We start from the raw sequence: 25383 nt of genomic DNA, 5'->3' as shown, positions 1-25383 counted from the left end.
GCCAGGCTAGTACCCGCTCTCGCCATGGTTTTGCCGATACTCTTTGGGCGTCATGTCGTAGCCCTTTTTGAATACCGAATAGAAGTACTGCAGCGACGGATAGCCGCACATCTGGGAAATTTCGTTGATGGTCAGCGAAGTCGCCGTCAGCAGATTACGGGCGCGATCCAGCTTTTCCTGATGGATCACATGATGGATGGTTTGGCCGGTCTCATCCCGGAAGCGTTTTTCCAGATTGGAACGCGAGATGCCCACCGCATCCAGCACCTGTTCTACCTTGATGCCCTTGCAGGCATGGTGGCGAATATAGTGCATTGCCTGAATCACCGCCGGATCGCGCAGCGAGCGAAAATCGGTGGAGCGGCGTTCAATCACCTTCACCGGCGGCACCAGAATGCGCTGCAGCGGCAGATCGCGCCGATCGAGCAACTGATGCAGCAGTTTGGCGGCGCGATAGCCCATCTGCCGGGTACCCTGAGCCACTGACGAGAGCGCAACCCGCGACAGGTAACGCGTCAGCTCTTCATTGTCGATGCCGATCACGCACAGCTTTTCCGGCACGGCGATGTCCAGATGCTCGCACACCTGCAACAGATGGCGTGCCCGCGCATCGGTCACCGCGATGATCCCAGTCTGCTGCGGCAACGTCTGCACCCAATCCGCCAGCCGGTTCTGGGCATACTGCCAGTTCTCCGGTGCGGTCGCCATTCCCTGATACACCACGCCCTGGTACTGTTCCGCCGCCACCCTCTGGCGAAAAGCGTACTCACGCTCCTGCGCCCAGCGTTTGCCGCCTTCAATCGGCATGCCGTAAAAGGCGAAACGATTGATGCCCTTCTCCTTGAGGTGTGTAAACGCCGTTTCTACCAACGCCTGGTTGTCGGTGGCGATATAGTGCACCGGCGGATAATCCTGCTCGCGATGATAAGAACCGCCAACGCCGACGATCGGCACCTGCACGTTGTGCAACAGCCGCTCAATCTCGCGATCGTCAAAGTCGGCGATCACCCCGTCCCCCAGCCACTCTCGGATATTGTCGATGCGGCAGCGAAAGTCCTCTTCGATAAAGATGTCCCAGTCACACTGCGATGCCTGCAGATACTCGCCGACCCCTTCAACCACCTGACGGTCATACACTTTATTGGCGTTGAACAGCAACGTAATGCGGTAACGTTTCTCAGACATACCAGCCTCAATTCACCCATTCACCCGCGCCCATATCGCGCTCGGTTACAGCATGCCCCATTATTCCCCGATCATTGTCATTCTTATTTGTGAGCGTCATCACGTTAGGCATTTTTCATAATCGTAAAAACAAAATGCAGAATAAAAGCGGCGCTGAAATAGCGCTACCTTAGTCCCATCATTATGAAATGCGTTAAATAGGGCGATGTGATGAGCCATTTTAATTTCGATAAACGAATATCTCGCATGGGAACCTACAGCGCAAAGTGGAATGGTGAACAGCACGCGCGGCAATACGCCACCATTCCGCTTTCCGTTGCCGATATGGATATTCCTTTACCAGAAAGAATAATAAGCGAGCTTTCACTATGCACGCAAAAAGGCATCTACGGTTACACGCTGCTCAGCGATGACTGGCAAACCACCGTCGCACGCTGGATGGCACGCCATTACCGGTGGACGATAGATCCTCGCCATGCGGTATTTTGTCCGCGAGTGATACAGGCCGTATCGCTTTACATTCAAAATTTTACCGCACCCGGTGACGCTATCGTCAGCCTGACACCGGCTTATCATCCAATCAGCCACGCCGTGACGATAAACCAGCGAACGTTGCTCGAGAGCGAACTGGTTTATCACGATGGTCGGTACGCCATAGATTTTGCCGATCTTGAGGACAAATTCCGGCGGGCATGCTGCTTCATTCTCTTATCGCCGCATAACCCTACCGGCACGGTATGGGATGCGGCGTCATTAGAAAAAATAGCCGCACTCGCTGAAAAACATCAGGTTTTTATTATTTCCGACGACGTTCACGCGGATTTCATTTTTAATTATCGTCAACACCAGGTCATTTCTACTTTCAGTCATTACGTCGAACAAAATTCATTCATCTGCACCTCTCCCGCCAAGACGTTTAATATGGCCGGCCTTGAGGTGGCAAATATTATTATTGCTAATGATAAGTATCGCGAAAAATTTTGTCATTGCCTCGAAGCTGCCGGGATCCACAATCCCGGCTATTACGCCGTACCGGCCTTTTTGGCCGCCTATCGCGACTGCGATGACTGGTTGCTGGCGCTGAAAAGCTATCTGGCGGCAAACCGGGCATTGGCGATAGAGACCTTACGCGCTGCGTTCCCAGCCTGGCAAATCACCCGCAGCGAGGGCACCTACATGCTCTGGGTCGATTATCGGCCGAGCGGGCTGACCGAACCGCAACTAAAACACTGGTTCCTGAACCTGGCCGGCGTCGAAATGAGTTGGGGCTCCGGCTTCGGCGCAGCGGGCAACGGCTTTTTCCGTATCAATATCGCTACGCCACGGGCCACGCTGATCGAAGCATTACACCGAATTGTCAGTACTTTCCCCTACGCACACCAGGAGTAGTACCCATGAACAGCATAATAAACCCCAGAACGCCCACGTTGGTCGAATCCTTACTGCCAATCCTCACCATGGTGCTGTTGCTCGGCGTCGGCTATGCCGCTTTCGATCTGCCGCCTGAACCGCTGATGGTGCTTTCCACCGTGATTGCTGCCCTGTTGGTCAAACGTCTGGGGCACAGCTACAGCGATATTTTGGCCTCGATTTCCCAGAAGATCGCCAAAACCATGCCCGCCTTACTGATTCTGATCTGTGTTGGCCTGCTGATCGGCACCTGGATGGCCGGCGGCACCATTCCGCTGATGATTTATTATGGCCTGAAGCTCATCGATCCGGCGATGCTGTACGTTACCGCTCTGTTGGTCACCTCGGTGGTTTCCGTCTGTACCGGCACCTCCTGGGGCTCGGCCGGCACGGTCGGCGTTGCCTTTATGGGCGTTGCCATCGGTATGGAAGCCAACCTGGCGGCCACTGCCGGCGCCGTGGTGGCGGGCGCCTATTTCGGCGACAAACTATCGCCGCTGTCCGGCGACACCAACCTGGCCGCAATGGCCGCTCAGGTCGATTTGTACGAACACATCGGCCATCTGCTCTACACCACGCTGCCATCGCTGCTCCTTTCGGCAGCCGTCATGCTGTTCTACGGCATGCACGGCGATCTCAGCGGCGCGGCAATGCCAGATAAAGTGCAGGTCATTATTCACGGGCTCAGCACTATCTATCACTTCAACCTCCTGCTGCTGGTGCCGATCGCCATCGTGCTGTACGGCTCCTTCACCAAAAAACCCACCATCCCGGTGATGCTGGTGTCGGCATTGGTGGCCATGCTGAACGCCGTCTGGATCCAGGGATTCGCTTTCCATGACGTGGTGAAAAGCGCCGTCGACGGCTTCAACGTCGCCATGTTGCCCAATAAAGACGTCAGCCCGCTGTTGAGCAACCTGCTCAACCGCGGCGGTATGAACTCCATGATGAGCACGCTGCTGATCTGCTTCTGCGCGCTCTCCTTTGCCGGCACCCTGGCGCTCAGCGGGGCATTGGAGGTGATCGTGCATAACCTGCTGAAGCTGGTGCATTCCACCGGCACCATGATCCTCGCTACGCTGGCCTGCGGTTTGACGATGATCAGCGTCACCTGCAACGGCCAAATCTCGATTCTTATTCCGATTGAAATGCTGCGCAACGCTTACATTGAGCGCGGTCTGCATCCGAAAAACCTTAGCCGCACCGTTGAAGATTCCGCCACCATCTTTGAACCCATTCTGCCCTGGACGGCCGCCGGCGCTTACATGGCGGGCACCTTGGGTGTCGCCACGCTCAGTTATCTGCCCTGGGCCATTCTGTGCTGGAGCGGGATATTTTTCGCCACGCTGTGGGGATTTACCGGCTTCGGCATCGCCCGGCTGGCAAAAGAAGAACAGGTTCAGTTACTGGCCCAAACGGCCGATACGTTAAAATAAGGGAGACCCCGCATGTCCTACTTTGATCAACTTGACCAGGTCCGCTACGAAGGCGTCGACAGCAACAATCCGCTGGCCTTTCGCCATTACAATCCCGACGAGCTGGTGCTCGGCAAACGCATGGCCGATCATCTGCGCTTCGCCGCCTGCTACTGGCACACCTTCTGCTGGAATGGTGCGGACATGTTCGGCCTGGGCGCTTTCGATCGCCCCTGGCAGCAGCCGGGCGATGCGTTGGCGCTGGCGAAACGCAAAGCCGACGTGGCGTTCGAGTTCTTCCACAAGCTGAACGTGCCCTACTACTGCTTCCATGACGTCGACGTTGCGCCGGAAGGCGCTTCGCTACAGGACTATCTGAATAACTTTGCGGCAATGACCGACGTGCTGGCAGAAAAACAGCAAAGCAGCGACGTGAAACTGCTGTGGGGCACCGCCAACTGCTTCAGCCACCCGCGCTATGGCGCAGGCGCCGCCACCAATCCGGATCCGGAAGTGTTTGCCTGGGCGGCGACGCAGGTCTTCACCGCCATGAACGCCACCCACCAACTGGGGGGAGAAAACTACGTGCTGTGGGGTGGACGTGAAGGCTATGAAACCTTGCTGAACACCGACCTGCGCCAGGAGCGCGAACAGATCGGCCGTTTTATGCAGATGGTGGTGGAGCATAAACATAAGATTGGTTTCCAGGGCACATTGCTGATCGAACCCAAGCCCCAGGAACCTACCAAGCACCAATACGACTACGACGTCGCCACGGTCTACGGCTTCCTGAAGCAGTTCGGGCTGGAAAAGGAAATTAAGGTCAACATCGAAGCCAACCACGCCACGCTGGCCGGCCACTCGTTCCATCATGAGATCGCCACCGCCATCGCGCTGGGCATTTTCGGTTCGGTCGACGCCAACCGCGGCGATCCGCAGCTCGGCTGGGACACCGACCAATTCCCGAACAGCGTGGAGGAAAACGCGCTGGTGATGTTCGAGATCCTCAAAGCCGGCGGCTTCACGACCGGCGGCCTGAACTTCGACGCCAAAGTGCGCCGCCAAAGCACCGACAAATACGATCTGTTCTATGGTCATATCGGCGCGATGGATACGATGGCGCTGGCATTGAAAGTGGCGGCTAAAATGATCGTCGACGGTCAGCTGCACCAGCAGGTTGCCCAGCGCTACGCCGGCTGGAACGGTGAATTGGGCCAACAAATCTTGCAGGGCAAGCTGTCGCTGGAAACGCTGGCACAGTACGCTGAACGCCGCGCCTTGGCGCCACAACACGTCAGCGGCCGCCAGGAGCGTCTGGAAAACCTGATGAATCGCTATCTGTTCGGCTAACTGAAGCGCGCGGCGTGCCCTCGCCGCGCTTTAAAGGAACCCTATCATGTACATCGGCATCGATCTCGGCACTTCCGGCGTTAAGGCCATCCTGCTTGGCGAACAGGGCCAGCTGCTCGCCAGCCAGAGTGAGCCGCTGCCCATTTCACGCCCGCAGCCGCTGTGGTCGGAACAGGCGCCACAGGCGTGGTGGCACGCCACCGACCGCGCCATGCTGGCGTTGGGCAAGCAACACAGCCTGCAACAGGTCAAGGCCATCGGCTTGAGCGGCCAGATGCACGGCGCCACGTTATTGGACGAACGCGGGCAGATCCTGCGCCCGGCCATTCTGTGGAACGACGGCCGCAGCTTCACCCAGTGCCGGGAGCTGGAACAAGCCGTGCCCCATTCACGCCAGATCACCGGCAACCTGATGATGCCCGGTTTTACCGCACCGAAGCTGCTATGGGTGAAACAACACGAACCGCAGCTGTTCAGCCGCATCAACAAAGTGCTGTTGCCCAAGGATTATCTGCGTTGGTGCCTCACCGGCGAGTTCGCCAGCGACATGTCCGATGCGGCCGGCACCCTGTGGCTGGACGTCGCGCGACGCGACTGGAACGACGAGCTGCTGGCCGCCTGCGGCCTGTGCCGCAGCCAGATGCCGCAGCTGTTTGAAGGCAACCAGATCACCGGTCAAATCCATACCGAGCTGGCAACACGCTGGGGAATGCCGCCGGTGCCGGTGGTGGCCGGCGGCGGTGACAACGCGGCCGGCGCCATTGGCGTTGGGTTGTATCAGACCGGGCAGGCGATGCTGTCGCTCGGCACCTCCGGCGTGTACTTCGCGGTCAGCGACGGCTTTCTCAGCAATCCGGCCGGAGCGGTACACAGCTTCTGCCATGCGCTGCCGAACAGTTGGCATCTGATGTCCGTCACGCTAAGCGCCGCTTCCTGCCTCGATTGGGTCTGCCAACTGACCAACGTCGACAGCGTCGCCATGCTGCTGCACAACGTCGAACAGGCCGAACCGGCGGCGGCGCCGCTGTGGTTCCTGCCTTATCTGTCCGGCGAACGCACACCGCATAATAACCCCAACGCCAAAGGCGCGTTCTGGGGGCTCACTCACCAACACGGGCCAAACGATCTGGCGCGCGCGGTGCTGGAAGGCGTTGGCTTCGCGCTCGCCGACGGCATGGATGCGCTGCACGCCGGCGGTTTGCAACCCACCACCATTCGGCTGATCGGCGGTGGCGCACGCAGCCCGTTCTGGCGCCAGATGTTGGCGGACATCAGCGGCTACACGCTGGAATACCGTACCGGCGGCGATGTCGGCCCGGCGCTGGGGGCCGCGCGCCTGGCGCAGATCGCACTCAATCCACAGCGGCCGCTGGCCGAGCTGCTGCCAGAACTGCCGCTGGAGCAGCTGCATGTGCCGGACGCCGAACGCCACCGGCAATACGCCGTACAACGCAGAACTTTCCGCGAGCTGTACCGCTGCCTGCTGCCGTTGATGTGATGGGGGTCATTACCAAATCGAATAGTCACCAGTGGCAAATGTCGCTGCCAACCGGCCGGTTCCTCTCCTAAATTGGGGGATGTTTCACCCCTCACCTCTGGATTAAGGAACCGAACGTGGAAAACCCTCAACAACCGGGCCGCAGAGCCTTCCTCAGCCAAACCGGCAAACTCACCACCGCCTGCGCGGTGATCGGCCTGACGGGCGGCATGGCGCAGGCCGCGTCACCGGGCGGCGGGCAGTGCGCACCGGCACCGATGACCCTGACCGATCGCCACTACTACCTAAGTGAGGTGCGGCTGGAAGACGGCTTTGAATACGACGGCGAAACGGTGATCGGCACCCGCACCGCGCTGTACACGCTGGAGATCAAAGACGGCAAGATCGCCGCCATTCACGCCGCCAACGCCTCCCTGCCCGCCGGCGTGCCCCGCTATCAGGCGCAGGGCCAGCTGCTGCTGCCAGCGTTCCGCGACATGCACATCCACCTGGACAAAACCTTCTACAGCGGCCCGTGGCAGGCGCCGCGCCCGCGCCAGGGCAAGACCATCATGGACATGATCGCGCTGGAGCAGACGCTGATACCGAAACTGCTGCCCACCTCGCGGCAGCGGGCGGAAAACCTGATCGCCCTGCTGCAGTCCAAAGGCAGCACCGTGGCGCGCAGCCACTGCAATATCGATCCGGTCAGCGGCCTGAAAAGCCTGGAGCACCTGCAGCGCGCGCTGGAAAACCACCGGGCGGATTTCAGCTGTGAAATCGTCGCCTTCCCGCAGCACGGCCTGCTGCACTCCAGGGTCGATGCGCTGATGCGCGAAGCGATGCAGATGGGCGTGCAGTACGTCGGCGGGCTCGATCCGACCAACGTCGACGGCGCGATGGAGAAATCGCTGGACGCCATGTTCCAGATCGCCCTCGATACCGGCAAAGGCGTGGATATCCACCTGCATGAGACCAGCCCGGCCGGGGTCGCCGCCATTAACTACATGATCGCCACCGTGGAGAAAAACCCGGCGCTGCGCGGCAAGGTCACCATCAGCCACGCGTTCGCCCTGACTACGCTGACGCCGGGCGAACTGGCGGAAACCGCCACCCGGCTGGCGGCGCAGCAGATCACCATCGCCTCCACGGTGCCGATCGGCGGCCTGATGATGCCGTTGCCGCAGCTCAGCGAGAAAGGGGTGTTCGTGATGACCGGCACCGACAGCGTGATCGACCACTGGTCGCCGTTCGGCACCGGCGACATTCTGGAGAAGGCCAACCTGTACGCCCAGCTGTACCGCGGCTCCGACGAGTATCACCTGTCGCGCGCCATGGCCATCTCCACCGGCGGCGTGCTACCGCTGGACGATAAGGGCCAGCGCGCCTGGCCGAAAGCCGGCGACGCCGCCGAGTTCGTGCTGGTCAACGCCAGCTGTTCCGCCGAGGCGGTCGCCCGCCTGCCGGCGCGCAGCGCCACCTTCCATCAGGGGCGTCTGGTGGCCGGCCAGGTGAGCAAAACCTAAGGTCGGTCCGCTGTTGTCATCATGATGGCCGTTTTTGGCCTTCTGCCAGAGCAAGGTGCAGCGCAAGATGGTCGCTACACACACTGGCGGAGGGCCGAAAATGTCACAGAGCGCGTTATTGATCATCGATGTCCAACAATCATTCCAGCACCGTCCATTCTGGCAGGAGGACGATCTGCCGGCGTTTCAGCAGGCGCTGACCCGCCTGATCGCGGGCTGCCAACAACGCGGCGCGGCGCTGGTCGACGTGCTGCACGTTTCGCCACAGGGGCCGTTCTCGCTGGCATCAGGCCACGTGCAGCGCCTGCCGTTCCTCACCCACCAGGCGGATATCACCGTGCATAAGCATGTGCACAATGCGCTGACCGAATCCGGCCTCGACGCCTGGCTGCGCGAGCGGGATATCAACCACCTGATCGTCTCCGGCATCCGTACCGAGCAGTGCTGCGAAACCACCACCCGGGTGGCGTCCGATCTCGGTTATCGGGTGACCTTCGTCACCGAGGCGACGCTGACCTTCCCGATGCGCCATCCCGACGGTGAAGTCTTTACCCCCGCGCAGCTGAAGCGGCATACTGAAACCGTACTGGTCGATCGTTTCGCCCGCATCGCCAGCGTGGATGAGGCGCTGGCGCAACTCGCACAGGAGTAACCATGTCGCAGGCCGTCTATTTTCTGCTGTTGCCCAACGTGCTGTCGCTGGACGTCAGCGGCCCGGCGGAAACCCTGCGCCTCGCGGGGCAGTTCAGCCTGCGTTATCTCAGCCCGGCGCCGCAGATCGTCTGCTCCATCGGCATGACGCTGAGCGGCCTGCAGCCGTTGCCCGAACGCCTGGAAGACGGCGCCATCCTGGTGCTGCCGGGCGTCGGCGATTCGCAGCGCTATTTCGCCGGGGAAGAGGCCGAGCAGGCGCGCCGCTGGCTGGCGACGCTGCGGCCCGATCTGCAGCGGCAGCGCATCACCCTGGTGTGCATCTGCTCCGGCGCGCTGCTGGCGGCGCAGGCCGGGCTGCTCGACGGCTATCAGTGCACCACCCACCACGACGTCATCGAGCGTATCCGCCGGCAGGCGCCGGCGGCGCAGGTGAAAGAGAACCGTATCTTCGTCGAAGATCGCGGCGTCTACACCAGCGCGGGCATCACCACCGGCATCGATTTGGCGCTGCACCTGGTCCACCGCCACTGCGGCTCCGGCCGGGCGCGCGACGTCGCCCGCGATATGGTGGTCTATTTCCGCCGCGCGGGGGACGATCCGCAGCTGTCGCCCTGGCTGCGCTACCGCAACCACCTGCACCCGGCGGTGCACCGCGCGCAGGACGTGATGGCCGCCGAGCCGGAGGCCGACTGGTCGGTGCCGCAGGTGGCGGAAAAAGCGCACGTCAGCAGCCGCCACCTGGCGCGGCTGTTTCGCAGCCACGTCGGCATCAGCGTGCGGGAATATCATGAGCAGCTGCGGCTGGCGGTGGCGCAACAGCGCCTGCAGCAAGGATATGGGTTGGAGAAGGCCGCGCTGGCGGCCGGCTTTTCTTCCGGGCGGCAGCTGCGCCGCGCCCAGCAGCGCCAGCGCTCGCCGCTATGACACCAGCCGGCGGGTATCCAGCCGCTGCAGGCCGACAGACAGCAGCAGGCTGAGCCCCAGCGCCACGCCGAACACCCAGAAGATATCCAGCAGCGGGTGGCCAGTGAAATCCAGGTGCCGGCTGCGCATCACGTTGACGATAAGGGCGTGAAAACCGTAGATCGCCAGCGAATGGCGGGAGAACGCGCTCAGCCAGCCGATCGGCTGCGGCAGACAGTGTTTCACCCACACCAGCAGCGCCACCGCCGCCATAAACACCAGCGGGCCGCTGTAGATATAGTAGGTATCGGCGAAGTTGCCGTTGATGAACAGCTGGTGCTTGGTGCCGCGCGCGATCAGCGCCACGCACAGCGCAAATCCCAGCGCCGCCAGCCAGCCCACGACGCGCCCGCGCGCCTCCATCATGCCAATCGCCCGCCCGGCCAGCGCATACAGCAGGTAGTAGAAGGTATCGCCGTAGATATACAGGTTAACCGGCAGCAGGTGCACGTTGCCGAAGGTCAGCTTGTCGGTATTCGGGTTGGCGATCGCCGCCAACACCACCAGCGCGGCGGCCAGGTAACGGCGCGACACCGGCTTGACGCTGATCAGCGGCGACAGCAGGTAAATCACCGCAATGGCATAGAAAAACCACAGATGATAGAACACCGGCTTTTGCAGGATGGCGCGCAGCGACGGCCAGAAGCCGATCTTGGTAAAGGCCGCGATATAGATCAGCGCGATGGCGCTGTAGAACAGAATGCAGCAGGCGATACGGGTGAAATGCCGCCGGCCGGCGCTCTTGTCGCCGAAGAACAGGTAGCCGGAAATCATGAAAAACAGCGGCACCGACACGCGCGACAGCGAGTTCAGCACGTTGGCGATATCCCAATTGTGCAGCCCTATCGCCGCGCCGTTGGTGACGTAATAGGTGGTGGCGTGGATCATCACCACCATCATGCACGCCATCGCCCGCAGGTTGTCTATCCAGCCGATTTTCTCGCTCAAACGCTCGCCCGATCTTGTGTCATATTGATATGTTAAGAAGAGGTTATCGGGCACGGCGTTCGGCGACAACCCAAAAGCGAAATATCAGAATGCACTTAAACAACACCTTATTATTGCGAAGGTGAACAATTGGCGGCAAAATAGCCGCCACAACTCGCTCAGTTTGCGCTTCCCGCCCTGGCAGTTCCTTTTTCTCTTTTACTATCAGTACAATAATATGAAAACGACATTACCACCTGCGGCACGTTTGGGCCGACAGGCGCTTTTATTCCCTCTTTGTCTGGTGCTGTTCGAGTTCGCCACCTATATCGGCAACGATATGATTCAGCCGGGCATGCTGGCCGTCGTGGCGGATTTCAACGCCGGCGAAGAGTGGGTACCCACCTCGATGACCGCCTATCTGGCCGGCGGCATCTTCCTGCAGTGGCTGCTCGGGCCGCTGTCGGATCGCCGCGGCCGTCGCCCGGTGATGCTGGCCGGGGTGGCGTTCTTTATCGTCGCCTGCCTGGCGATCCTGCTGGTCACCACCATCGAACAGTTCATCGCCATGCGTTTCCTGCAGGGCATCGGCCTGTGCTTTATCGGCGCCGTCGGCTACGCCACCATTCAGGAGTCGTTTGAAGAATCGGTGTGCATCAAGATCACCGCGCTGATGGCCAACGTGGCGCTGATCGCCCCGCTGCTCGGGCCGCTGGCCGGCGCGGCGCTGATCCACGTCGCGCCGTGGCAGAGCATGTTCGTGCTGTTCGCCGCGCTGGCGGCCATCGCCTTCTACGGCCTGTGGAAAGCGATGCCGGAAACCGCCACGCTGCAGGGCGAGGCGTTCTCCGCCGCCAACCTGTGGCGCGACTACCGCCAGGTGCTGGGCAACCGCCGCTTCCTGTGCGGCGCGCTGGCGATCGGTTTCGCCAGCCTGCCGCTGCTGGCCTGGATCGCCCAGTCGCCGGTGATCCTGATCAGCGGTGAGTCGCTGTCGACGCTGGACTACGGCCTGCTGCAGATCCCGGTGTTCGGCGCGCTGATCCTCGGCAACCTGACGCTGGCGCGCCTGACCGGCAAAAACAGCGTGGAGCGCCTGATCAAGCTGGGCGCAGGCCCAATGCTGTTGGGGCTGCTGATCGCCGCGCTGGCAACCCAGTTCTCCAGCCACGCCTACCTGTGGATGACCGCCGGCCTGAGCCTGTACGCCTTCGGCATTGGCCTCGCCAACGCCGGGCTGTATCGCCTGACGCTGTTCTCCAGCAACGTCAGCAAGGGCACGGTGTCAGCCACCATGGGCATGCTGAGCATGATGGTGTTCACCGTCGGCATCGAACTGGCCAAGGTCGCCTACGTCTGGGGCGGCAGCGGGCTGTTCAACCTGTTCAACCTCATCAGCGGCCTGTGCTGGCTGACGCTGGTGGCGCTGTTCCTCGGCAAACGCCGCAACGGCGACCCCACGCCGCAGCCGACCGGCGCGGCTTAAATGCCACGATAAAACGCCGGTCCGGTTTCCCGACCGGCGTTTTTTATGCGGCTTCAGCCGAACAGCCCCCACAGCGCATACCCCGCTCCCACTACCGCCACCCCCAACAGCAGCGACGCCGACAGGACAGAGATCGCCCGCCGCGCGTGCTGCAGCGCCATTCCCGACAGCAGGGTGATATAGGTCAGCAAGATGGCGAAGTCCGCCAGCACCCACAGCGCGGTCAGCAGCGTCAGGCTGGTGCCGATCGAGGGGGTGACGGCGATAAACTGCGGGAAAAAGGCGACGAAGAAGACAATGTCTTTGGGGTTGGCGATGCCCACCAGAAAACCGTTCAGGATCGCCGAGCGTTTTTGCGGCGGCGCAACGGGCTGCGCATCGGGGGTTCGCGCGGATAAATCCTCATACAGCGAGACGATCGCCATACGGCCGATAAACAGGCAACCCAGCAGGCCTACCCACTGCAGCATGCGCATATCCACGGCGAACAGCCCGGTGATAATCAGCGCGGCGATGCCGATCAGCAACAAGGAGGCCCCGTTGCTGCCCAGCGCGGTCAACAGCGCACGCCGGGCGCCAAAGCGCGCGGCGGTGTTGGCCACCATCGCCACCACCGGCCCCGGCGTGGCGATCAGCAACAAAATGGCGGCGAAATACGCCGCCAGTAACGACAGGTTCATCTTTATTTCACTCACATTCAGTCAGTTGGCGTCGCGCCATTATCATGCCGCCGCCCCCGCCTTGAAAAAGGAGTAATCCTGTCGTTTACTGTGAATCAGACTCATTATTAGAGACGCCGCGATGGCCAGTTCCCTTCCGCCGCTTTACGCCCTGCGCGCCTTCGAAAGCGCCGCCCGCACCGGCTCGTTCACGCTGGCCGCCGAGGAGCTGCATCTCACCCCGAGCGCGGTCAGCAAGCACATCAAAACGCTGGAGCAGCACTTCGGCTGCCGGCTGTTCCAGCGCAACGGCCCGCGTATCGAGGTCACGCCGCAGGGGAAAATCTTCGCCGCCGAGCTGCAGCAAGGGTTTGGCCGCATCGAGCAAGCCTGCGAGCTGTTCAGAAGCCACCGCGATCTGCTGCGGCTGAAGGCGCCTTCCACCCTGACCATGCGCTGGCTGCTGGACTGCCTGAGCCGGTTCCGGCAAACGGCGCAGGCGTTCGACGTGCAGGCAGCCAGCGTCTGGATGGACATCGACAGCGTGGATTTTTTCAGCGAACCCTACGACTGCGCCATCCTGCTCGGCAACGGTCATTTCGGCGCCAATACCGCCGCCGCCAAGCTGTTCGACGAATGGCTGATCCCGATTTGCGCCCCCGCGCTGCTCGCCGACGGGCAGCGCGATCTCGCCACCTGCCCGCTGATCCACCCTTCGCCCGATCGGCGCGACTGGCGGCGCTGGCTGCAAAAAAGCGGCATCGCGGCCCCGATCGATCTTGCACGCGGCCAGGTATTTGATTCGCTGGAACAGGGCAACGCCGCAGCCATCGCCGGGCACGGCATCTCGATCGGGGATCTGGCGCTGAGCCTGCGAACCATTGAGGAGGGATTATTGGCGCTGCCTTGTGACGCCGCCGTGCGCACCGGCGAGGGCTATTATCTGGTTTGGCCGGCGGAGTCGGCGAAACGGCCGCTGATCGAACGCTTACAGGCGTTTCTCACCGCCCAAACGCCCGACGTCAGCCGGGCCGCCGTCAGGTTTATCGGCTAGGGGAATTTGGCCTATCGCTCTTCGCGGGTATGCCAAATACGCAGAACATAAATCGCTGCCGGCTGCACCTGGTAACGTATCTCATAGCGGCCGACCAGAATACGCCTCACTTCCTGCGGTAAAAACTCGTCCAACCTTTCACCCAAGCGAGGATTATCAAGCAACGCTTTAGGCGCGGCGACCAAAGCCTTCACCGAATTCGCTGCCGCAGTACGGTTAGCCAAGGCAAGAAACTCAAACAAACGCGCCAAATCCGATAGCGCCTTACTCGTCCATTTTAACTCCATCAGCGCGGTACCGGCAGCGGATCGTCACTGTCCAGGCTGGCAGCCCAGGCTTCTACCGACTCATGATCGATAACGTTTTGCTGTTCGACATCGGCCAGCGCCGCCAGCGTTAATCGACGGCGCTCTTCCTCTTGCTCAAGCCAGGCGGCGAGGGCTTGCTTCACTATCCATCCCCGTGAGCGGTCAAGTTTGGCGGCCATTTCATCCACCTTTTCAGCCAAAGGCAGCGGCACATGAGCGGTGATGACTTTCGTATTCATCGTCTTGCTCCTCAATACAATCGACATCAATCAAAGTGATTAAAGCTGATTATACTGCCATCAGAGAACAAAAAACACGCTATCAGTTGCCGAACAACCCGCCGTCGCGCAGCAAATGCTCGTTACCCTTGCGGCGGGTAAAACCGCTGCGATCGAAGAACTCCAGCACCTGGATCGCCAGCTTGCGCCCGACGCCGAGCCGATCGCGGAAGTCGGCGGCGTTGGCGCCGCCCCGCTCCGCATCCAGCTCGCGGATCAGCGCCGCGAACTGATCGATGCGTCGGCTGAGGTAGTAGCGATCCACCACCACCGCCGTCACATGGCCCAGCTGAGCTGCCTTACGCAGCAGCGCCCGTACCCGGCTCTCTTCCTCGCCCAACTCGCTCGCCAGATCGCGCACCCACCACGGCTCGTCGCCGAACAGCGGTTCGATGCGTGCCCACAGCGGCGCCTCTTCGGCGCTGAATGCCAGACCGTGTTCCGGCAGATGCAGCCAGCCGCGCGTGTTGCGCAGCGCACCGGCTTTCAGCAGCCGATCGATCATCATAAACACCAACGCTTCCGGCTGCTGAGGCAGCGCCATACGCCGCAGGCGGGCGCGCCCTAACCCCAGCTGGTCGGCGTGCTGTTGGTGGTACTCCGCCAGCACCTGCAGCAGCCGGCTCTCCGCCTGTTGCACCTGATCCTGCGCGAGCGCCCGGTCACCGACGATCAGCAGATCGCGGTCCGCCAGCAGTGCCGCCAGGCCGTCGTCGGTCAACTGACGCGCCCAGGCGAACGCCGCCAGCGACAGCGCGCCCTGCGGCAGCTCAAGCGCCAGCACCTGCGCATCTTCTTGCGCCTGCGCCAGAGCCTGCAGCCATGCCAGGTAGTCCGGCTGGCGCTTGCCGCGCTTGGGCGCGCTCAGCCTGAGCACCCGGGCCGCGCCCAGCGTTTGCCGTGCGCCGATGTCGCGCAGCACCAGCCGATCGTTTTCCGCCAGCCACAGCGGGCGATCGAGGATCAGTTCCGCCAACCCGTCGTTCAGCAGCGAAATGCGCCCGGTGATGTGGCTGGCGGCATGGTGCAGATGCAGCGGCTGCCAATGGCGGATCGGCCGATCCGCTTCCAGCGCCACCAGAATGCGTTCCGCCGCCTCCGGCGGACGCTGCGCCAGCAGCCAGTCGCCGCGCGCGATCCGGTCTTTATCGACATCGCCGCTGATGTTCAACGCAATGCGTTGCCCGGCCTGCGCCTGCTCCACGGTCTGATTTTGGGCGTGCAGGCCACGCACCCGCACCGGCGCGTCGGCGCCGGTCAGCCACAGCGAATCCCCCACCTGCACCCGGCCACCGAGCGCGGTGCCGGTCACCACCAGCCCCGCCCCTTTGACGCTGAACGCACGGTCTACCGCCAGGCGAAAACGGCGCGTCAGCGCGTGCTCGCCGGAGGGCAGCGCCAGCAAATGCGCGCGCAGCGCCTCGATGCCTTCCCCCGCCGCCGCCGCGGTAACAAACAGCGGCGCATCGGGCCAGCCCTGGCGCACCAGTTCGTCGCGCACCTGGCGGCGTACCTCGTCGACACGCGCCGCGTCCACCCGGTCGGCCTTGGTCAACGCCACCGTCAGCGCCGGGCGCCCGCTCAGGCGCAGGATCGCCAGATGCTCGCGGGTTTGCGCCATCACGCCGTCGTCGCAGGCCACCACCAGCAATGCATGGTCGATACCGCCGACGCCCGCCAGCATATTGGCGAGGAATTTCTCGTGGCCGGGCACGTCGATAAAGCCCAGCACCCGGCCGTCCGGCTGCGGCCAGTAGGCGTAACCCAGATCGATGGTCATGCCGCGGCGCTTTTCTTCCGGCAGGCGATCCGCGTTGATCCCCGAGATCGCCTGCAGCAGGGTGGTTTTGCCATGATCGACATGGCCGGCGGTGGCGATGATCATGAGGCGCTCAGCGCTTCGATCAGCGCCCCTTCCTGTTCCAGACAGCGCAGATCCAGCCACAGCCGGCCGTCGCCGAGGCGGCCGATCACCGGCTGCGGCAGGCGGCGCCAGTGTTCAGCCAGCGCCTCCAGCGTGGCGCCGCGGCCGTCGCGCGGCGTGAAGGTCAGCGCATAGCTGGGCAGGCGATCCACCGGCAGTGAACCGCTGCCAATCTGCGACCAGCACGGTTCGGCGCGCAGCTCGAAATCGGCGGTGAACCGTGGCGTCAGCGCCACCAGCAGCCGCTCGGCCGCCTGTTGCATCTCCAGCTGCGGGCGGGTCAGCAGCCGCAGCGTCGGCAGCTGCTCAGCCAGTTTTTCCGGCTGCAGATAGAGCCGCAGCGTGGCCTCCAGGGCCGCCAGCGTCAGCTTGCCGACGCGCAGCGCGCGTTTGAGCGGATGCTGCTGCAGGCGAGCGATCAGCGCCTTTTTGCCGACGATGATGCCGGCCTGCGGGCCGCCCAGCAGCTTATCGCCGGAGAACGTCACCAGATCGACGCCAGCGGCCAGCAGCCGCTGCGGCATCGGTTCGGCGGGCAGGCCGTACTGCGCCATGTCGATCAGCGAGCCGCTGCCCAGATCGGTGGCGGTCGGCACGCCCTGTTCGGCCCCGAGCTGCGCCAGTTCGGCCTCGTCGACCGCCGCAGTAAAGCCCTGAATGCTGTAGTTGCTGGTGTGCACCTTCATCAACAGGCCGGTCTGCTCGTTGATGGCCTGGCGGTAATCTTTCAGATGGGTACGGTTGGTGGTGCCGACCTCCACCAGTTGGCAGCCCGCCTGGCGCATCACGTCGGGTATGCGGAACGCGCCGCCGATCTCCACCAGCTCGCCGCGCGACACTACCACCTCTTTGCCGGGAGCGATCGCCGCCAGCATCAGCAGCACCGCCGCCGCGTTGTTATTGACGATGCAGGCGTCCTCCGCGCCGGTCAGCCGGCACAGCAGACTCGCCACCGCCCGATCGCGATGGCCGCGCCCGGCACCATCCAGATCGTACTCCAGCGTCACCGCCTCCCCCATCACCGCGCTTACCGCGTCCTTCACCGGCTGCGCCAGCAGGGCGCGCCCGAGGTTGGTGTGCAGCACGGTGCCGCTGAGGTTGAACACCGGCAGCAAAGCCGGGCGTTGCTGCCGGGCCAGCTCCGCCCGCAGCGCCTGCGGCCAGTCGTCGCACCAGGCGGGTAAACGTTGCTGTTGCTTGATAGCGGCGCGCGCCTCGGCCTGCAGCCGGCGCAGCAGTTCGCCGATCAGCGTCTGGCCATGCTGCGCCACCAGCGGTTCAATCGCGGGTTCTCGCAGCAGGCGGTCGATGGCGGGCAGTTGGCTGTAAAGAAGGTGGGATTCAGTGCTCATGGTCGCTCGGTTTTCAGTTTAGACGTATCGGCATAGCAAAACCCCGCCGCGGCGGGGGAGAAAAAAGCTCAGGGCGGCGAGGTGCGGGCGAAGCTTTCGCGGGCGAACAGGCGTTCGGCCAGCTTGACCAGCGCCGGGCGCTCGACGCACCAGTTGGGCAGGATGCGGCGGAAATTGAGGTAGCCCAGCGCGCAGCCGGTGGCGATATCCGCCAGCGTCAGCCGCTCGGCATTGAGCCACGTTTTTTCCCGCGCCAGCGCCTCCAGCGCATCCAACCCCTGCGTCAGTTTGTCACGCTGGCGCAGCATCCAGTTTTCGTCCTGTTTTTCCGGCGCGCGCCGGCTTTCGCGAAACAGGGTCGCCGCCGCTTCGGTCACGCCGTCCGCCAGCGCCGCCACCTGGCGGACGCGCAACGCGGCGGCGCGATCGGCCGGCAAGAACGCCGGTTCCACCGCCAGCAGCTCAAGGTATTCGGCCACCACCGGCGAGTCGTAAAACACCTCGCCGTCATCGGCGATCAGCACCGGCACCTTGGCGAGCGGGTTCAGCTCCTTCACCCGGCTGCCGGGCTCATACGGCGGATCGTTGAGGAATTCGAACGCGATCCCCTTCTCCAGCAGCATCACGGAAATCTTGCGCACAAAGGGACTGGTGTAACTGCCGATAAGCTTCATCCGTTCTCCTCCGCTTCGTCCTGGCCGCGGCGCGGCGCCCTTACTTCACCGCCAGGGTATCGATAATCCGCTGCACCAGCGCCTGGTGCACTTCCGGCGTTTTGGCCGGCGACAGCATTTGCAGCGTCACCACCCGCTTGTTGAACACCGTCAGCACCAGCGTGGACACCACCTTCTGCCCGTTGACGGTCTGCTCGGTATCCACCCGGCGAAACTTCTGTTTGCCGACGGTGAAGTTCTCTTCTTTGGTGGTCTGGATATTCTGATAGCGCTCGGCCAGCACCGTGATGGCGCTCTGCGCCAGCTCTTTCAGCATTTTGTCGCTGGTGTTGAGCTTCATGTCGTCCGGCGGGATCACCTCGGACGAAACCGCGCTCTGGCGCGACTTGCCGTCAAGGAAGCGCTGAATGGTGGAGGTGCTGTCGTTGATGATGCCGCTGTTCAGCGTCTGATCGCTAAATCCCGGCGGCAGCTCGAAGGTGATTTTGCCCTTCTGCAGCGACACGCTCAGCCCCGGCGGCGCGGGCGGGGTTTCTACCGGCGCAGGCGGCGGCGGTGGCGCGGGCTGCGTCACGGTCGGCTTGGTGTCCGGTGGCGGCACCGCCGGTTTGGTGTCGTCTTTGTTGTCGCAGGCCGCCAGTCCCATCGCCAGCACGGCGACCGCGGTCAGTTTTGCCAGGGTGTTTAACATCGTGGTTCCTTTCGCTTGGCGCGTTATGGCCTAAACGTAGCAACTCGCCCGGGCGAATGCCAGAAGCCCGTTCTGAAATTGCTGGTCCGGCCCCGCGCGAACGGGGCCGGGCGGTTACTCCGCCGGGAACAGGAACGGATTGATGCTGCTGCGGCCGAAGCCTTCTTCTTCCATGCGGGCGTCCAGCACCAACGAAGCCAGATCGTCGGCCACCGCTTCGACCTGCGGGTCTTTTTCCTGATAGAGGATCTTCAGGTAAGTACCGCAGTCGCCGCAGCTCTCCGCCTTCACCGCCGCCTGCTCGCTGTCCAGCGACCAGTAGTTGAGATCGCGGGTCTGCTCGCAGTTGCTGCACTTCACCCGCACCACGTGCCATTCGCTTTCGCACAGGTTGCAGTGCAGGTAGCGCAGGCCGTTGACGGTGCCAATGTGCACCATGCTGGAGACCGGGATGCTGCCGCACACCGGGCAGAACTGGCGCTGCTCGCCGTATTCGGCGCGCGCCTTGCCGGGGATCAGGCTGGCCATCTGCGCCCAATAGAGCGACAGCGCGGCCCAGAGGAACGGCGCCTTCTCGCTGCCCACCTTGCCGAACTCGCGGTTGAGCAAGGCGTCGGCCATCAGCTCCAACTCGTGCGCCGAGGCTTTCTCCAGGTTGTCCAGCACCGCCAGTATATGCTCCGGCGCCTGCGGGCGCAGCTCGGCGATCAGCGACGTCAGCAGCTTGCGCCAGTGCTCGCTGCGCGGGAACACGCTCAGATCGAGCGGCGGTTTGCCGCTGGCGGCGCCCTGCGCCAGCGCTTCGCTCAGATCGAGCTCCAGCGGGTTATCGTGCAGCGCATGCTGCTGCGCCTGCGCCAGCTCAGCGGCGAAGTTCAGGTAGTCGCCCAGCGGGTTATCGACCGCCAGCTGACGCAGACGATCGGCGCGGCGGCTGTACAGGCTTTTCAGGTTGGCGAAAAGTAACGGCGGGATGTTCTCCGCCGTTGTGGACTTCTCACGCTGTGCCCCTAACTGCTCTTTAGGAACGATGCGGATACTCATCAGGGTTTATCTTCCTGTCGTTTCTCGCGGACCTCACGGTACCAGCGCGGATGATGTTTCTTGGCCCAGGCCGCCGGCACCCAGCCTTCCACCATCGCGGTAATGGTGCCTTTTACCCACAATGCGGCGTAAATGTGCACCATAATCACGATAATCAGGCCGACCGCGGCCAGCGAATGCACCAGCAGCGCGATGCGGATCAGCGGGATGGAGAACGACGGCGCAAAATACGGCCGCCAGATCACCACGCCGCTGGCCAGCAGCAGCACCAGGCTGATAATCGCCGCCCAGAACACGCACTTCTGGCCGAAATTATAACGCCCGGTGTCACCCACTTCCTCGTTCATGGCGATTTTGTGGATGTTCTTGGCCCAGACGATATCTTCCCGGTTGATCAGGTTATGCTTCCAGTAGCGCAGGAACATCAGCAGGAACGCGGCAAACATGATCACCCCGACAAACGGGTGCAGAATGCGCGCCAGCTGCGGCGTCCCGAAGATGTTCATCAGCCAGTTGAAGGAGGGGAAGAAGAACCCCAGCCCGCTGATGGCGGCGAACACGAAGCAGAACGCCACGATCCAGTGATTGATGCGCTCCGGTGCGCTGTAACGCTGAATGGGCTTTTCCTTTCTCATTTGCGCGTCTCCTCGTCGTGCGACTCGTCGTGCTCGTCCTCATCGTCGACGCGGTTAGGCCCGACGCCGACATAGTGGAACACGCTGGCCGCGAAGGTGGCGGCAAAGCCGATGGCCGCCAGGGGTTTCCACACGCCCTTCCAGAAGGTCACCGCCGGGCTGATGCTCGGGTTGTCCGGCAAACCGTGGTACAGCTGCGGTTTGTCGGCGTGGTGCAGCACGTACATCACGTGCGTGCCGCCCACCCCCGCCGGATCGTACAGACCGGCGTTCTGGTAGCCGCGGGTGTTCAGCTCGCTGACGCGATCTGCCGCTACCTGCTTCATCGCTTCCTTGGTGCCGAAGTGAATGGCGCCGGTCGGGCAGGTTTTCACGCAGGCCGGTTCCTGGCCGACGTCCACGCGGTCGACGCACAGGGTGCACTTGTACACCCGGTTGTCGTCCTTGTTCATGCGCGGTACGTCGAACGGGCAGCCGGCGATGCAGTAGCCGCAGCCGATGCAGTGCTCGGACTGGAAGTCGACGATGCCGTTGGCGTACTGAATGATCGCGCCTTCCGACGGGCAGGCCTTCAGGCAGCCCGGATCGGCGCAGTGCATGCAGCCATCCTTGCGGATCAGCCATTCCAGCTTGCCGTTTTCCTCCACCTCGGAGAAGCGCATCACCGTCCACGACTTGGCGGTCAGATCGGCGGGGTTATCGTACACCCCGACGTTGTGCCCCACCTCGTCGCGGATGTCGTTCCATTCGGAACAGGCCACCTGACAGGCCTTGCAGCCGATACAGGTGGTGACATCGATCAGTTTGGCCACTTCTTCCTGGTGGTCACGGGCGCGCGGCGCCGGCGTGAAACCATTGGTGGCGGATTTACGAATGATGTCTTGAGATTGCATGGCCATAATTCGTCTCCGTTACACCTTTTCCACGTTGACCAGGAACGCCTTGAACTCCGGCGTTTGCGTATTGGCGTCGCCGACGAACGGCGTCAGCGTGTTGGCGATAAAGCCTTTCTTCGCCACCCCTTCGTAACCCCAGTGGATCGGGATGCCGATGGTGTCGACTTCCTGGCCGTGCACCTGCAGCGTGCGAATACGCTTGGTCACCACCGCCTTGGCCTTGATGTAGCCGCGGTTGGAGCTGACCTTCACGGTGTCGCCCTGCTTGATGCCTTTCTTCTCTGCCAGCTTCTCACCGATCTCCACGAACTGCTCCGGCTGCGCGATGGCGTTCAGCCGCGCGTGCTTGGTCCAGTAGTGGAAGTGCTCGGTCAGACGATAGGTGGTACCGACGTAAGGGAACTTGTCGGATTTGCCCATCGCCGCCAGATCGTCCTTGAACACGCGCGCCGCCGGGTTGGACACCACGTTCGGGTGCAGCGGGTTGGTGCCGAGCGGCGTTTCGAACGGCTCGTAGTGTTCAGGGAACGGCCCTTCCGCCATCTTGTCGGTGGCGAACAGGCGGCCCATGCCCTCCGGCTGCATGATGAACGGCCCGACGTCGCTGCCCGGCGCGGCGGTGCTGTAGTCCGGGATATCGGCCCCGACCCACTTGGCGCCGTCCCACTCCAGCAGCTGGCGTTTCGGATCCCACGGTTTACCCTGCGGGTCCGCCGAGGCGCGGTTGTACAGGATGCGGCGGTTGAGCGGCCATGCCCAGGCCCAGCCCAGCGTATTGCCGAGGCCGGACGGATCGGCGTTGTCGCGCCGCGCCATCTGGTTGCCGGCCGGCGTCCAGCTGCCGGCGAAGATCCAGCAACCGCTGGCGGTGGTGCCGTCGTCGCGCAGCTGCGCGAACGAGCTAAGCAGCTCGCCTTTTTTCACCAGCACTTTGCCGTCGGCATCCAGCAGATCCGCCAGCGCCTTGCCGTTGTTTTCCTGCGCCACCTCTTCCGGCGACGGGTTGTCCGGCGTCAGGTAGTCCCAGCGCATGTTCAGCACCTGTTCCGGCACCGCACCGCCGTCGCGCGCATACATCTCGCGCAGGCGGCTGAAGATGCCCGCCAGGATCTCGCCGTCGTTCAGCGCTTCGCCCGGGGCATCTGCGCCTTTCCAGTGCCACTGCAGCCAGCGGCCGGAGTTGACGATCGAGCCGTTTTCTTCGGCGAAGCAGGTAGACGGCAGGCGGAACACTTCGGTCTGGATCTGCGAAGGATCCACCTCGTTGAACTCGCCGTGGTTCTGCCAGAAGTTGGAGGTCTCGGTGTTCAACGGATCGATGGTCACCAGGAACTTCAGCTTGGACAGCGAAGCCACTACCTTGTTTTTATTTGGGAACGACGCCACCGGGTTAAAGCCCTGGCAGAAGTAGCCGTTGACCTTGCCCTGCGCCATCATTTCGAAGTACTGCAGCACGTCGTAGCCTTTGTCCCACTTCGGCAACCAGTCAAAGCCCCAGCTGTTGTCCTTCTGCGCCTTGTCGCCGTAGAAGGTCTTCATCATGCTGACGAAGAATTTCGGGTAGTTGCCCCAGTAGTTCACCTGGCCCGGCAGCAGCGCCTTCGGCGTGTTGGCCTTCAGGTAGGTCTCGAGATCGGTCTGTTTCTCCGACGGCAGCGTCATGTAGCCCGGCAGGCTCTGCGACAGCAGGCCGAGATCGGTCAGCCCCTGGATGTTGGAGTGGCCGCGCAGCGCGTTGACGCCGCCGCCCGCCATGCCCATGTTGCCGAGCAGCAGCTGGATCATCGCCATGATACGGATGTTCTGCGCGCCGACCGAGTGCTGAGTCCAGCCCAGGGCATACAGGAACGAAGCGGTTTTATCCGCGACGCAGGTTTCGGCGATGTATTCGCACACCTTGAGGAAATCGTCCTTCGGCGTGCCGCAGATGTTGGTCACCACGTCAGGCGTGTAGCGGCTCACGTGCTGTTTCAGCATGTTCCACACGCAGCGCGGATCCTGCAGCGTGACGTCGCGCTTGGCGAAGCCGTTCTCGTCGAACTGGTAGTTCCAGGTGGTTTTGTCGTACTTGCGATTTTCCGCGTCGTAGCCGCTGAACAAGCCGTCTTCGAAGGCAAAGTCTTCCCGCACCAGCAGGCTGGCGTTGGTGTAGGCCTCGACGTATTCGCGGTTGAACTTGTTGTTGGTCATCAGATACAGCAACACGCCCGACAGGAAAGCGATGTCGGTCCCGGAGCGGATCGGCGTGTAAAAGTCCGCCACCGATGCGGTTCGGGTAAAGCGCGGATCGATCACGATCAGCTTGGCATTGTTGTGTATTTTGGCTTCCATCGCCCAGCGGAACCCCACCGGATGCGCTTCCGCCGCATTACCGCCCATGACGATAATCAAATTCGCGTTCTTGATATCAACCCAGTGGTTGGTCATCGCACCGCGACCAAATGTTGGAGCAAGACTTGCTACCGTTGGTCCGTGTCAGACACGCGCCTGGTTGTCTACGGCAAGCATGCCGAGAGCGCGACTAAATTTTTGCGACAGAAAACCGGTTTCGTTGCTGGCGGCCGAGGCGCACAGCATGCCGGTGGTCAGCCAACGGTTGACGGTAACGCCCTGGTCGTTGGTTTTGATGAAGTTGGCGTCGCGGTCTTCTTTCACCAGCTTGGCGATGCGGGTAAAGGCGTCGTCCCAGCTGATGCGTTGCCATTTGTCCGACCCTGGCGCCCGATATTCCGGGTACTTGAGGCGGCTTTCGCTGTGGATGAAGTCAACCAGGCCGGCGCCTTTCGGGCAAAGCGCGCCGCGGTTTACCGGATGATCCGGATCCCCTTCGATATGGAAAATGCTTTCTTTGGCGTTCTTGGCGCCATCACCAAGGCTGTACATCAACAGCCCACAGCCGACGGAACAATACGTACAGGTATTACGGGTCTCGCGGGCGCGCAGCAGTTTGTACTGCCGGGTTTCCGCCAACGCCACTTCGGGGGCAAAGCCCAGCGCGGCCACCGTCGTTCCTGCCATACCGCCAGCGCAGATCTTAAAGAACTGCCTTCTGCTGACCTGCATGGGGGTCTCCTTTCACTCTCGATTGTCACATTGTTCAAATGCGCCTGCCCCGCTAGCGCGGCAAACGCGAATGTCACTGTTGTTATGCTTGCTACGAACGCCGGCCATATTACCACAGCGTGCTTGTGGTTGTTACACACTCGTGCTCATTCAGTGAACGCATTGGCACATTTCGATACATTTCGGCGTGGGTGCTCCCTACAGTATAGAGAGTAACCCACGCGCCGGATCGACGGCTTGAGGCGGCCATCCGCCGCCCTCTTCTATCAGTATGTTAGCGCAGCGATTTGTTCATTAACCACACAGTTCACAGGGCATTGATAATCATTTTCAATATCATTTAATTAACTATAATGATCCGACTGCTTACGCGGTGCTCGCCCTTTGCGCCGCCCATACACCACTGGAGATG

General features: G+C 62.2%; 22 protein-coding genes. 9 read left to right on the top strand and 13 right to left on the bottom strand.

What is annotated here, in order from left to right; genetic code table 11:
• Nucleotides 1-6: 6 nt before the first annotated feature.
• Entirely contained in the window at nucleotides 7-1185 is a 1179-nt protein-coding gene (xylR, locus tag AC4PR2_RS20665; RefSeq protein ID WP_049274343.1) for a D-xylose utilization transcriptional activator XylR, read from the bottom strand.
• Nucleotides 1186-1395: 210 nt separating this feature from the next.
• Here xylR and AC4PR2_RS20660 point away from each other — a divergent pair, with 210 nt between their 5' ends.
• The 7 genes from AC4PR2_RS20660 to AC4PR2_RS20630 all read left to right on the top strand — a co-directional run bounded on the left by AC4PR2_RS20660 (nucleotide 1396) and on the right by AC4PR2_RS20630 (nucleotide 9941).
• On the top strand, nucleotides 1396-2574 hold the full coding sequence (locus tag AC4PR2_RS20660; RefSeq protein ID WP_197803920.1) for a MalY/PatB family protein: 1179 nt from the start codon (nucleotides 1396-1398) through the stop codon (nucleotides 2572-2574).
• Nucleotides 2575-2579: 5 nt separating this feature from the next.
• A complete protein-coding gene (gene nhaC, locus AC4PR2_RS20655; RefSeq protein ID WP_492175405.1) occupies nucleotides 2580-4031 on the top strand; it encodes a Na+/H+ antiporter NhaC in 1452 nt (483 codons plus the stop codon).
• A gap of 12 nt (nucleotides 4032-4043) precedes the next feature.
• A complete protein-coding gene (gene xylA / locus AC4PR2_RS20650; RefSeq protein WP_346420619.1) occupies nucleotides 4044-5360 on the top strand; it encodes a xylose isomerase in 1317 nt (438 codons plus the stop codon).
• A gap of 46 nt (nucleotides 5361-5406) precedes the next feature.
• The gene (xylB, locus tag AC4PR2_RS20645; protein WP_197803918.1) at nucleotides 5407-6858 is read left to right on the top strand and encodes a xylulokinase; all 1452 of its coding nucleotides are present in this window, start codon (nucleotides 5407-5409) and stop codon (nucleotides 6856-6858) included.
• Between the two features lie 116 nt (nucleotides 6859-6974).
• Nucleotides 6975-8363 (top strand): amidohydrolase, encoded by a 1389-nt coding sequence (locus AC4PR2_RS20640; RefSeq protein ID WP_197803917.1) that lies wholly within the window; start codon nucleotides 6975-6977, stop codon nucleotides 8361-8363.
• 100 nt (nucleotides 8364-8463) lie between these two features.
• On the top strand, nucleotides 8464-9015 hold the full coding sequence (locus tag AC4PR2_RS20635) for an isochorismatase family protein (RefSeq protein WP_060441240.1): 552 nt from the start codon (nucleotides 8464-8466) through the stop codon (nucleotides 9013-9015).
• 2 nt (nucleotides 9016-9017) lie between these two features.
• The gene (locus AC4PR2_RS20630) at nucleotides 9018-9941 is read left to right on the top strand and encodes a GlxA family transcriptional regulator (protein WP_049202579.1); all 924 of its coding nucleotides are present in this window, start codon (nucleotides 9018-9020) and stop codon (nucleotides 9939-9941) included.
• Here AC4PR2_RS20630 and AC4PR2_RS20625 read toward each other — a convergent pair.
• Nucleotides 9936-10928: an acyltransferase gene (locus AC4PR2_RS20625; RefSeq protein WP_060441242.1), complete on the bottom strand. Its 993-nt coding sequence runs from the start codon at nucleotides 10926-10928 to the stop codon at nucleotides 9936-9938. The genes AC4PR2_RS20630 and AC4PR2_RS20625 overlap by 6 nt on opposite strands.
• 217 nt (nucleotides 10929-11145) lie before the next feature.
• Between AC4PR2_RS20625 and AC4PR2_RS20620 the strand changes: the two genes are divergently transcribed.
• Nucleotides 11146-12393, top strand: a complete 1248-nt coding sequence (locus AC4PR2_RS20620) for an MFS transporter (RefSeq protein ID WP_038875940.1) — start codon at nucleotides 11146-11148, stop codon at nucleotides 12391-12393.
• A 53-nt stretch (nucleotides 12394-12446) separates the two neighbouring features.
• On the opposite strand, the gene AC4PR2_RS20615 is transcribed toward AC4PR2_RS20620, so the two are convergent.
• Nucleotides 12447-13073, bottom strand: a complete 627-nt coding sequence (locus AC4PR2_RS20615) for a LysE family translocator (RefSeq protein ID WP_197830663.1) — start codon at nucleotides 13071-13073, stop codon at nucleotides 12447-12449.
• Between the two features lie 121 nt (nucleotides 13074-13194).
• Here AC4PR2_RS20615 and AC4PR2_RS20610 point away from each other — a divergent pair, with 121 nt between their 5' ends.
• Entirely contained in the window at nucleotides 13195-14106 is a 912-nt protein-coding gene (locus tag AC4PR2_RS20610; RefSeq protein ID WP_197803914.1) for a LysR family transcriptional regulator, read from the top strand.
• Between the two features lie 11 nt (nucleotides 14107-14117).
• Here AC4PR2_RS20610 and AC4PR2_RS20605 read toward each other — a convergent pair whose 3' ends face one another.
• From AC4PR2_RS20605 to fdnG, 10 genes are all read right to left on the bottom strand, one after another.
• Complete coding sequence (locus tag AC4PR2_RS20605; protein ID WP_033631416.1) at nucleotides 14118-14393, bottom strand: type II toxin-antitoxin system RelE/ParE family toxin; 276 nt, start codon at nucleotides 14391-14393, stop codon at nucleotides 14118-14120.
• A complete protein-coding gene (locus AC4PR2_RS20600) occupies nucleotides 14393-14653 on the bottom strand; it encodes a CopG family ribbon-helix-helix protein (protein ID WP_041037283.1) in 261 nt (86 codons plus the stop codon). Before AC4PR2_RS20600 ends, AC4PR2_RS20605 begins: the two co-directional genes overlap by 1 nt.
• Before the next feature lie 82 nt (nucleotides 14654-14735).
• On the bottom strand, nucleotides 14736-16577 hold the full coding sequence (gene selB / locus AC4PR2_RS20595) for a selenocysteine-specific translation elongation factor (protein ID WP_337046928.1): 1842 nt from the start codon (nucleotides 16575-16577) through the stop codon (nucleotides 14736-14738).
• On the bottom strand, nucleotides 16574-17968 hold the full coding sequence (gene selA, locus AC4PR2_RS20590) for an L-seryl-tRNA(Sec) selenium transferase (protein WP_337046930.1): 1395 nt from the start codon (nucleotides 17966-17968) through the stop codon (nucleotides 16574-16576). Before selA ends, selB begins: the two co-directional genes overlap by 4 nt.
• Before the next feature lie 68 nt (nucleotides 17969-18036).
• The gene (locus AC4PR2_RS20585; protein ID WP_337046931.1) at nucleotides 18037-18642 is read right to left on the bottom strand and encodes a glutathione S-transferase; all 606 of its coding nucleotides are present in this window, start codon (nucleotides 18640-18642) and stop codon (nucleotides 18037-18039) included.
• A gap of 40 nt (nucleotides 18643-18682) precedes the next feature.
• On the bottom strand, nucleotides 18683-19333 hold the full coding sequence (locus tag AC4PR2_RS20580) for a DcrB/PsbP domain-containing protein (RefSeq protein ID WP_049274320.1): 651 nt from the start codon (nucleotides 19331-19333) through the stop codon (nucleotides 18683-18685).
• 114 nt (nucleotides 19334-19447) lie between these two features.
• Nucleotides 19448-20377: a formate dehydrogenase accessory protein FdhE gene (gene fdhE / locus AC4PR2_RS20575; RefSeq protein WP_038875958.1), complete on the bottom strand. Its 930-nt coding sequence runs from the start codon at nucleotides 20375-20377 to the stop codon at nucleotides 19448-19450.
• Nucleotides 20377-21012, bottom strand: coding sequence for a formate dehydrogenase cytochrome b556 subunit (fdoI, locus tag AC4PR2_RS20570; RefSeq protein WP_004934017.1), 636 nt, complete (start codon nucleotides 21010-21012; stop codon nucleotides 20377-20379). Before fdoI ends, fdhE begins: the two co-directional genes overlap by 1 nt.
• Nucleotides 21009-21911: a formate dehydrogenase subunit beta gene (fdxH, locus tag AC4PR2_RS20565; protein WP_033649532.1), complete on the bottom strand. Its 903-nt coding sequence runs from the start codon at nucleotides 21909-21911 to the stop codon at nucleotides 21009-21011. The genes fdoI and fdxH overlap by 4 nt, the downstream gene beginning before the upstream one ends.
• Before the next feature lie 12 nt (nucleotides 21912-21923).
• Entirely contained in the window at nucleotides 21924-24971 is a 3048-nt protein-coding gene (gene fdnG, locus AC4PR2_RS20560) for a formate dehydrogenase-N subunit alpha (RefSeq protein WP_492175403.1), read from the bottom strand.
• Nucleotides 24972-25383: the final 412 nt, after the last annotated feature.

Source organism: Serratia sp. A07 (genome assembly GCF_058725505.1).
This window is presented reverse-complemented; position numbering and strand designations above follow the sequence as displayed.